Here is a 10,313-nt window from a genome sequence, read left to right as displayed (position 1 = left end):
TCCCCAGTCGCTTTCACCGAATTCCGGTCGATGCGACATTTTTGCGTCGCTCCCAGAAACACTCACTGTCGATATCGATTCCATTCCTTACGAAATTGAAGGGATTGATGACATTCAAAGACTCGATTCAGAACTCCGTTTATTCGATGCAGAAGGTAACGAACTACTGTTAGTCACCGGTGCAGCGGCACCAGACGAAATCTTCACCGCTAACCGCGATGCTTACCTGGAATTTACTGCTGAAGAGGATGGAACCTATTACGTCGGTGTAGCTCAATTGGGTAACCGTACTTACAACCCCCTTGACGCAACCGATGGTAGTGGTAGTGGTCGTATCTTCCCCAACTTTGGTATCAATATCGGTGAGTACGAGTTAACTGCTACATTGGAAACCGAGACAATTGTAGAACCTCCAGCACCCGAACTTCCTGTGTTTGGTACTCTCGACGGAGACACTATCGATGTACTAGGCAGTGACGAGCTAGTATTCGGTGGAGCAGAAAACGATACCATCGATACAGTAGCTGGAACTGGTGGTAACCGTGTCTATGGACAGTCTGGAGACGATACCTTCATCCTGGGTAGCGATGACCGTGCTTTAGGAGGAGGAGGAGACGATACCTTCTTCTTCTTAGGAGGGGAAAGTACCGCTACTGGTGGTGCCGGTGAAGAGCAGTTCTGGATTGCTGTGAGTGACATTCCCGAAGCTGCCAACGTTGTTACCGACTTTACCAGTGGGGAGGACGTTCTCGGTATCGCTGGTTTCGGTGAAGATTTTGGGTTTGACGATTTAAGTATTACCCAAGAAGATGCCGGTAGTTTGATCTCCACAGGAGGAGACGAGTTAGCCAAATTACTAGGTGTGGATGCTAGTAGTTTGACTGATGCTGACTTTGCTTTTGCTCCTGGTGTTGTTTAGTTGAAAATAGATAGAAATAAGACAGGGAATAATTATCTATTCCCTGTTTTTCTTGTTGAACCTAATTGAGTTTAAAGAGGGATAACCGGACAATTCCTAATGCATGGGAATCACTACCAACAAAAGCATTTAGGCTTTGTTTGCGGAACCTGTAGCTTTTTCCTGAACTTTTCTGAACTTTCCTGAATAAAACAGTATTTCTTCTGCTGGTGGTTTCCGACATACTTAAATCATTGAGAAAAACAAACCACTCACTGAGAACACACCATGACTTTTACCAAGCAGGGTCAATCTTATCAACGTTCCACTTTCATCACTATTACTCCCAAAGCTAAACTAACTTACTTTGGTGTTCCTTATATTGAATCTAACTTAAAAGATACCTCACTTTTTTTGAATTAGGGACTGGTTTAATTTTCCGAATTTTACTTTCCCTTTTTCGAATCATTCATCCATCTCTTCAATTGTTTCAGTTAAGCCAATATTGTTTTATTAGGAGTCTTCATCATGCAATCTACTACAGGTAATCCCATTTCTAGTCTTCTCGCTTTCTTTAAACCCCATCCTACTACTGTTACCCTTACTAAGACTGAAACTGAATCGCAAGCTGAACTACTTTCCAAAATGATTCAACAACAGAAACCTATCAATGACTTAATTCGTGTGTATGAAAAAGATGAAAGGGGTCAATTGGTTAGTAAATGGGTTAAAGGGTGCTAAGAAACCCATAAACAGCCAAAAAATAAGTCAAACCCTATTCATATTTTATCGTGACTGTAACTTAGTCCGAGAAACCTTATCCTTCTCCAAAAAGGTGGAAAGTCATATCGGAGCGATTTGGTATTTTATCCACGATTATAATGCTATGGTTGCTAACAGTTTGTAAAATCTCCACTACATAAAAATCACGACCCTCCATTGAACTGACGTTATGCAGACACCCTCGAACCACTTGCACTCACTCTACGGTAGAGTGAGCGCAAATTTCGTCTTATTGTCGCATTAAACAAAGACAAAATTATCCCTACTCAAACTACTAGCATTTATCCCAAGTAGTACGGCTAACTCATCATTTCCTAAAACAATAGAAGTATCCGCACCGTTTTGAGTCAAGGTTAAATCCTCAAAACCAATGTCTAAACCAGCAACCCCCAATACATCAACACCCAAGTCAAAATCAGCAATTGTGTTAGCAGACTCAGGAATCTCTGCATTGGCAATCCAGAATTGCTCAGCACCAACACCACCAGTAGCAGTATTTTCACCACCAAGAAAGAAAAAACGATCATCTCCAGATCCACCAAATAGTCGATCTCCAGTGCCTAAAATGAAGGTATCGTCTCCTGACTGCCCATAAACACGATTATTTCCTTCACTAATAGTAGTATCGATCAGATCGTTCATGGCACCAGCAAAAATCAGTTGGTTACTATCTTCCACTTCAAGGGTATCAGCATCGAGTGAACCAAATATTGGTTCAAGAATCGATGGCGAAGGAAAAATAGGGTTACGAGGATTGTAAGTTTCCGTGTCTAATTCAAAGAAGGGTAAAGTATTACTTAAGTCCTCTAAATCAATGTATTTGAAGTTAGTATTAAAGTTTTGAATTTCTCCATCCTCAGGATCTTGAAAGACTGTTGCTTCTTCATTTGAGCCATCGTGAACTACTAAAAGTCCTTGAGGAAACTTATCCCCTAAAGCAACATTAATAATATCGGCTCCATCAGATTCTTCAACAGCATCAAGATCGTTATCTTCTCCTACTACAAAATTGCCTAAAAACGAATTACTTTCCCCTCGCTCATAAACAGCAAAGGAACTATCTCCTTGACTCGATGCTAGTAAATATCCGTTACCATCTGCTCCATAATAAATAGTCAACCCTTCCACATCTGCGGTTAAGTTACTCGACGGATTAATCTCTTTAACTGTATCAACAATGGTTCCCGTATTACTACTATCAGGTTCGGCAGAAAACTTCCAAATACCAAATTCTTCTTGTCCTGCATATAAATACCCGAATTCTCGGTCAACCACCATTCCTTCTACTTGAGCATCTTCTGTTTCACCATCGGGAGGAATAGCAACAGAAATGGTACGAACTATTTCAGCTGTTATGTTACCTTCTCCATCAGAAAGTAATTCTAATTGAGCAATTTTATTCCCATCTGCTTGAGAAACAAAAGTATAAAAACTTCCAGTGACAGGACTGGTATAGGTAGCTAAACCATAGGCTGTTGCTTCTCCATCATCAATGCCAAAAATGCTCCCTAAAATATTAGGAGAAGTAAGATTATTTAGTTGTTGATTTGTAGGATCAACTTGAAAAATCACTAAAGTATCATTGGCTCGATCGCTCACTACTGCAAGATCAATAATGTTGCCATCTAAGTTAAACCCATAAATAAGATCAACGTTGTTATAGCGAATATTATCAGGGACAATTTTTTGTATTTCTTGCCCATCTAAATCATAAACAGCTAATCCCCCATTTTTAAGGGTAGTAATGACTAAACTTTGTTCAACATCTGTAGGATGAACATAAATAGCCGGGTCATCAGAATCGGAACCTTCTATCACATTAGGATCAGTAGGATCATCAAAGCGAATTTCGTCCGGGGTTTCTAAGGTTGGTGCAACGGAGGGAATGGAATCAATATCTAATTCAAAGGCCAAAAATTGAGTGATTTGCAAATCATTAAAATTGTTATCACTGGCAACAATTAAAGATTGTAATCCATTGGGTAAAGTAGGACCAAAAGCTAATGTTTCGCTGTTATCTAAACGTATTCCTAAGTCATCAAAATCAAGTAATAAGCGTTTTTCGGCAACAGCATCTACATCAAATAGACCATCATTAGGATTATTTTTATCAATGGCTAAACTATCAAACTCACTAATATCAGTTGCCCCTTGGAGACGAACTTCATATAAGCGAAGATTATTGCCTACACCGAAAGAAAAGGAACGTTCTAAGGAGAGGAAAGTCCCAGTATTATCAAGAGCAAGTAATTCGACTAAGCCATTATCAGCAAATCCACCAGGGGGGTCAGAATCATTAGGAATAGTATCAGTAAAGTAGAGAAATTCCTTTCCAGGTGTTCCTGTTTCTAAGTCATATTGTAGAATACGAACTGCACTTTCATCTTCTAAAGTCGAGTTGCTTCCATCTTGCCATAAGGCATTTTCAACCGCAGTATATAAGTAGCGTTCATCAGGAGTAATGGTTAAACTTTCAAACGCTTGATTGTTACGGATACCACTACTTTGATCAGCAGTGGGTAAAAATTTATTAGGAACAGGAAGGCTATTAAGTTGTTGTCCAGATAGGGAAAACTCATTAACAAATGGATTAACTAAATTATTAGCATTCCCCTCAGAAGAAATAAACAAAGTATTCTCAGAGGTTAAAGCAATTCCTTCTGGATCAACTGTATTTTCAACAAACGGTTCACCTGATTCATCTAATAAAGTTGTAACCTCAACAATATTAACGTCATTGATATCTAAAGTCCCGTCACTTAAATCAATTTCTAAATTGTAGAATCTCGCATCATTATTTTGACTGCGATCATCCGATAGTGCATAATAAATGTCATTAGATTGATCATAAGAAAGTCCTGAAATACCCCCAAACTCTGTTTCTTCAAAGATAAGACCGGTATCAAAACTCACCTCTCCAATAAAGTTTAAACCCGTGACTGTATGACGATTTAAAGAAGGACTTGATGATGTATTGTCAATTTCAATGACGATTTCATCTCCATAAACTCGACGCTCGGTATCTATGAGATTGTAGTTAGCATCGAGAAGAGGAAAACTATAAACAGGAGTGAAGGTAACCCGTGTTCCTTCCTCTTCACCCAGATTTTCTAAGTTAACTTCTAGGTGTCCATAGTGCTTGCCTCCAGCCACATTCTGAAGTACCCCATCTACCTCTTGCCATAATTCTGGTTCATCTTGATCGGCAGTCCATTGGCTAAACTGATTGTAACTGAGGAGATTTCCCTCGTCATCGGTGCGTTGGCCGCGCATTCCATCTCCAGCAACCCCCACATCGTAGTAGTAAACCCCTTCTCCGTCGTTATCTTCATCCACAAAGCTGCGCTCGAACATTTCGCTATGACCAGAGAAAACCGCCACTACACCATACTCTTCAAACAGAGGTTGATATTGACGCATAGGTGTTCCCCCCTGACCGGAAGAATCTTCATGATTCATGGGTAAGCCATGAGTGCCGTTAGAGTAAGGAGCATGGTGGAACTGTGCAAACACAATCTGTCCCTCTTCCTGCGCTGATTCTAACTGTTCCTTCACCCAATTCCATTGAGGACTACCAGGGTTGAAATCGGCCAGATCAGTACCCCCTGCGGCTTCATACTGTTCGCGGGTGATGTTTTCTTGGGTGTCCGTTCCTGGGCCTGTATACTCTTGACCGCTAATTTGAGGTGGTTGTCCTTCTCCCCCATATTTGTTGCGGTTATCATCTGGTTCGCCGTTAGAGCTATCAAGAGTTAAAATTGTTATGGGTCCGTAATCAATACGGTAGTAATTATCTTGATGTTCGGGAGTACCATTGTCTGGCGCATCGAAATAAACATGGTATTTTTGGCGACCGAATAAAGGGCCATAACGTCCGTCTGGATCAGTTCCATAACCTCCGTTGAGCGCGCCAAAATTTTCCCAGTTACCTAAAGCCGGTAAGATAGGGTATTCAGACAAGCCACTATCAAACTCACCAGCATTATGACGGAAAAATTCATCCCAAGCAGGTTGATAGCCACCTCCTTGAATTAAATCTCCTGGCATCATCATAAAGTCTGGTTCTCGACTGTTGATAATTTCCAGGTTATTTCTATAACCGACATTTTCTGTTAAGGGATAGTTAAGGCGATCGCCAGAAACGCCAATAGTCTCTGCCCAAAGACTATCTTCTCCATCTGGACGAGGTAAAGATTCTTCCTCTAAAGCTCCCTGTTGCCAATCACGACGATTAACTCGACCTCGGGGTTCGGTTTCGCTGTCTGAAAGAACGACAAAGCGAATCTCATCCCAATCTTCAGGCGTAGGTGCTGTCTCAAAGCTAGATTCAAAAGTATCGTCTCCAACAGTCACCGAATACTGATAGGTGCTGTCCGGCAACAGATTACTTAAGTCTACAGTGTGTTTGTAGTTTTCATTGCCAAGTAGCCACGATCCTGGTTCTAAACCTGCAATCTCTTGATTTAACTCAGCATCAGTGTAACTAAGAATTGGTTCAAATGTGGGGTTAGTAGTAAAGGTTAGGGGAGAGTTAAATCCTGGTCCTGTAATTGATACTTCAGCAGAAATATTATCTTCAGTGAACCAAGTGATGTACATTCCATCGCTGGAAGGTTGTTGTAAATAAGGGTTGATGCGAAGCATAATTGAAGTACACCTTTGTTGAGATTTGATGAATTTAAAGAAATATGAATTGGGACTTTCTTGTTAATATTATGAAAGTGCTTATTCTTATTTTTCTTTAAAGTGAAAATGAAATTTTTCCAGGACTTTTCATAAAAGTCGATGTTAATATTAAGAAACTTTTGTTAAGGATAAAGTGACTTAATGGTTAACATCTCCTTAAGTGTCCGAGAAATATCAACAAAGGCTTTTTTTACCTTCGCTCTCCCTCAAAAGTAGGAAGTTGTTTTTTCTAATCCAGTAGAAGTTAGTCTTATTGGGAGGGTGCTGGAGTAAAATAATCGTGTCGACGTTGAAATTCTCCTGCCTACCCTATTACCCATTGTAGATACAAGGAGTTGCTCTACTAGCAAGTTATCACGATTTGAGGGCTACCCATAACTGCTTATTGAGCAACGCCAAGGAAAGGACGTTTGTGAGCAGAATCAAAAAATATTAACTACAATGAAATATGAATTTAATTTTTTTTAATAAATTATTTATTATGACTACTAATGATCTCTTATCTTCCTCATGCACTCCCTCAACTGCTGGGGGAAACAATCCAGAAATTTTTGATTGGCAAGAAGTTTGGTATCCTGTTCACTATATAGAAGACTTAGATAAAAGTAAACCCAACTCTTTTACCTTATTAGAGAAAGATATTGTACTTTGGTGGGATGGAAAAAATCATCAATGGAGGGCATTTGAAGACCAATGTCCCCATCGTTTAGCTTCTCTTTCCGAAGGAAGAATTAATGAGTCTGGTTGTTTAGAATGCCCCTATCATGGATGGGCTTTTTCTGGACAAGGAAACTGTGAAGTTATTCCTCAACAATCTTCGGGAGGAACAGCGGAAAAATCTTTGAGAGCATCGGTTCAAAGTTTACCGACAAAAGTAGCTCAAGGTTTATTATTTGTCTATGCTGGAACAGCAGAAAATGCTGATCAAACTCCTATTCCTTTGGTGGATGTTTTAGAAGAAAATACCGATAAATGGGTTTGTTTAAATACCTTTCGAGACTTACCTTACGATGCCTTAACCTTAATGGAAAATGTTCTAGATTCTAGTCATATTCCTTATACTCATCATAAAAGCGTTGGTAATAGAGCTAACGTTTCTCCTGTGGAACTACAAATAACAGAATCAGGTAAATGGGGATTTAAAGGGGTGTGGGAAGAGGGACCGAGAAAAGGGACTTTAGGACAACAAGAAACAACCTTTATTGCCCCTGGAATGATGTGGCATGATCTAACTTCTAAACAGTTTGGGAGAACTTTAACAGTTGTGTATGCAACACCTATACGGAAAGGAGAATGTCGTTTATTTGCCCGTTTTCCTTTTCAGTTTTCTTCACCTATCCCTAGATTTTTTATTCAATTAACCCCTCGTTGGTATTCTCATCTAGGACAAAATAGAGTTTTAGAAGATGATCAAATTTTCTTGCATCATCAAGAGCGATATTTAGAACAAAAAGGTGGTAATCCGAAGGTTGCTAAAGCTTTTTATTTACCGACAAAAGCAGACTTATTTGTTTTTCAATTACATACTTGGATTTATCAATATCAAGCACAAGTATTTCCAGATAAGTCTTTGAATCCTGCTTTGCCTAAAGAAAAATTATTAGATCGTTATCATTCTCATACTAAACACTGTAGTAGTTGTCGTAGCGCACTGAAGAACATAAAAAGAATCAAAATAGGTTTAGCAATCGCGATTTCTTTCATCTGGTCATTAACAATGATATTATTCTTGGGGTTCTCTAATCCTTCTATTTGGCTAATGATAGTATTAACTTTAACAGTTCCTTTGGGAGTGATTAGTTGGTTGGCTTTAAGCAACTTAGAAAAGCAGTTTTATCAAGGGCAAGAGATTCCCCCGAGAAATCTACATAGTAATTGATTATTACTTTCTGCGAGCGCACTCTATTTCCCAGACTCATTCCCATTTTGTTTTTGCAACACAAGCAAAATTCCCATGAACACAGGATTTAGGGGATGTTCTTGGACTTATTTTAAAATCTTAATAAAAATTTAATATTCTTAATATAGGATTATTCTTGTGCGAAAAACCAGGGTTTTCAGGTAGAAAACTCTGGTTTTTGTGGACTTGAATCAAGCAAATACTCATAAACACTTAAAAGATAGCAAAAATTATGGCTTTTATCTTTGGGACTCCTTTCGACGATTTTTTATTTGATACTTTCTTCAGCGACTTTGTCATTGCAGGAGCAGGGAATGATTCCATCTTCTTAGGTGATGATGGGGTAGAAGATACAGTCTTAGGTCAACAGGGAGATGACACTATCTTTGTTTTAGACAAAACTGGGGATAATCTAATTGATGGAGGAAGCGAGATTAATCATGACACAGTTGACTATAGTTCTCTCAACGAGTCAATTACCCTCAAAGCACAAGGAATAATAGAAAAAGCCAGTGGAGGAACTGATCTTCTATTCGATATTGAGTCCATAGTTGGGGCTGTAGGACCAGGAATTGTTAATACAATTGATGGTTCAGGCTCCGGCTCAGCCTCATTAGACGTTGATCTAGGAGCAAATAGCCTGATTGTCAACGGAACAGGTGCGCCTTTCCCTCTCTCTTTTAAAGTTTTTAATTTTGATAACGTTCAAGGGACACATAATAACGACACCATTGTCGGTAACAATAACGATAATGTCTTTTTTGGTAGTAAAGGACATGATACTTATGATGGTGGAGCGGGAGGATTTGATACTGTTGACTATAGTAATTTAGGTCAACAGATTACTCTCAAAGCTCAGGGGGTTGTTGACAAGGGCAGTGCTGGAATCGATCAACTTCTAGGAAATCCAAATCCTTTCACTCCTAGTATTGATAAAATTGTCGGCGCAACTGGTCAACGAAATCTTATTGATGGTCGTGTTTCCGGTCCAACTCCAACAACATTCAATGTCGATCTTGCCGATGAAGACTTATTTATTTCAGGGTTCGGGAACTTTGAGGTGGTCAATTTCCGCGATGTCATTGGTACTGCTAATCCTGATGTAATAGAAGGGGATGATACCACTGGGTTAAGTAATATTCTTTTTGGTCAACAGGGTAATGATTTCATCCGAGGTGTTAATGAAAATGGTATAGCACCCGGGTTAAAAGAGTTAGACGTGCTTGTTGGTGGTTCTGGAATAGATACCTTTGAAGTTGGACAATTCTTTTCCCAAGACTACTACTTATCCAACAGTACCATTGCTGATCCATTCGGTAATGACGATTTTGCCTTCATTTTCGACTTTACTCTAGGGGTTGACCGAATTAATATTAGCTTAACTAATCCCTATGTATTCAACTTTTTCGGTTCAGGTGTTGATATCTATGCCGATACAGGACTATTTTCTTCAGCTTTGGATAATCAAGACGATTTAATCACCCGAATTTTCTTTAATTCTCCTCTCGATCTACCAGTTCCACCTTCATCACCAAAGTTTTCTACTGCACAACAGTCAACTGTGGTAGCTGATGAATTAACTAATGTTGTTCCAGAGACAGTTGAGTTGGCTCCTGTAGAGTTAAGTTTGGTTCCTGATCCAATAACTAATGTTGAACGGGCAATAAGCGAGATTTTACCTGAAGGTCGGTCAAAAATTACTACAGTAGATCAGGTGATTGAGATTACTAAGGATATCAACGCTAAACTGGATGAATTCACTGGGAAAAATCAATTTGGTTCCGTCTTTACTCAAAAAGAACTGCCTAATGAGCTTTCTAATATTTTTGCTCCGGTAGATTTTGTTTCTATGGACTTGGATGTTGCGATCGCTTAATTTGATCAGCGTTGTTCAAAAATAGGTTTTTTGAACAACGCCTCGGGAGACTTGTCCGAAAATTTGAAAAGAACAAGGTTGAGGGGAATTGACTTCTTGATTAATGTCAAAGAACTATTGGGACTTTAGCTTATTTCAAGCCCAAATATAGCCGAAACTAGCTTTATACC

Annotated in this window: 6 protein-coding genes; 5 read left to right on the top strand and 1 reads right to left on the bottom strand. The window is 39.3% G+C overall.

Going from position 1 to position 10,313, the window contains the following annotated elements:
- The 3 genes from P9B04_RS07555 to P9B04_RS07545 form a co-directional block, all read left to right on the top strand.
- Positions 1–919 (top strand): calcium-binding protein (locus tag P9B04_RS07555; RefSeq protein ID WP_446717979.1); only part of this gene is annotated, 919 nt, incomplete at its 5' end.
- 267 nt (positions 920–1,186) lie between these two features.
- A complete protein-coding gene (locus P9B04_RS07550; RefSeq protein ID WP_342054382.1) occupies positions 1,187–1,321 on the top strand; it encodes a hypothetical protein in 135 nt (44 codons plus the stop codon).
- A 105-nt stretch (positions 1,322–1,426) separates the two neighbouring features.
- The gene (locus P9B04_RS07545) at positions 1,427–1,639 is read left to right on the top strand and encodes a hypothetical protein (protein WP_342054381.1); all 213 of its coding nucleotides are present in this window, start codon (positions 1,427–1,429) and stop codon (positions 1,637–1,639) included.
- A 282-nt stretch (positions 1,640–1,921) separates the two neighbouring features.
- Here the strand turns inward: P9B04_RS07545 and P9B04_RS07535 are convergent, their stop codons facing one another.
- Entirely contained in the window at positions 1,922–6,325 is a 4,404-nt protein-coding gene (locus tag P9B04_RS07535; protein WP_342054380.1) for a phytase, read from the bottom strand.
- A 523-nt stretch (positions 6,326–6,848) separates the two neighbouring features.
- On the opposite strand from P9B04_RS07535, the gene P9B04_RS07530 reads away from it, so the two are divergent.
- Positions 6,849–8,246, top strand: coding sequence for an aromatic ring-hydroxylating dioxygenase subunit alpha (locus tag P9B04_RS07530; RefSeq protein WP_342054379.1), 1,398 nt, complete (start codon positions 6,849–6,851; stop codon positions 8,244–8,246).
- A gap of 253 nt (positions 8,247–8,499) precedes the next feature.
- Positions 8,500–10,143, top strand: coding sequence for a calcium-binding protein (locus P9B04_RS07525; RefSeq protein ID WP_342054378.1), 1,644 nt, complete (start codon positions 8,500–8,502; stop codon positions 10,141–10,143).
- Positions 10,144–10,313: the final 170 nt, after the last annotated feature.

The sequence above is a fragment of the Crocosphaera sp. Alani8 genome (assembly GCF_038442745.1).
In the GTDB taxonomy this organism is placed as follows: Bacteria; Cyanobacteriota; Cyanobacteriia; order Cyanobacteriales; family Microcystaceae; genus Crocosphaera.
This window is presented reverse-complemented; position numbering and strand designations above follow the sequence as displayed.

Excerpts from the sequence above, each read along its gene's own strand:
- P9B04_RS07545 (WP_342054381.1), top strand. The coding sequence starts at position 1,427 with ATGCAATCTACTACAGGTAATCCCATTTCTAGTCTTCTCGCTTTCTTT.
- P9B04_RS07525 (WP_342054378.1), top strand. The coding sequence starts at position 8,500 with ATGGCTTTTATCTTTGGGACTCCTTTCGACGATTTTTTATTTGATACT.
- P9B04_RS07535 (WP_342054380.1), bottom strand. The coding sequence starts at position 6,325 with ATGCTTCGCATCAACCCTTATTTACAACAACCTTCCAGCGATGGAATG.
- P9B04_RS07550 (WP_342054382.1), top strand. The coding sequence starts at position 1,187 with ATGACTTTTACCAAGCAGGGTCAATCTTATCAACGTTCCACTTTCATC.
- P9B04_RS07530 (WP_342054379.1), top strand. The coding sequence starts at position 6,849 with ATGACTACTAATGATCTCTTATCTTCCTCATGCACTCCCTCAACTGCT.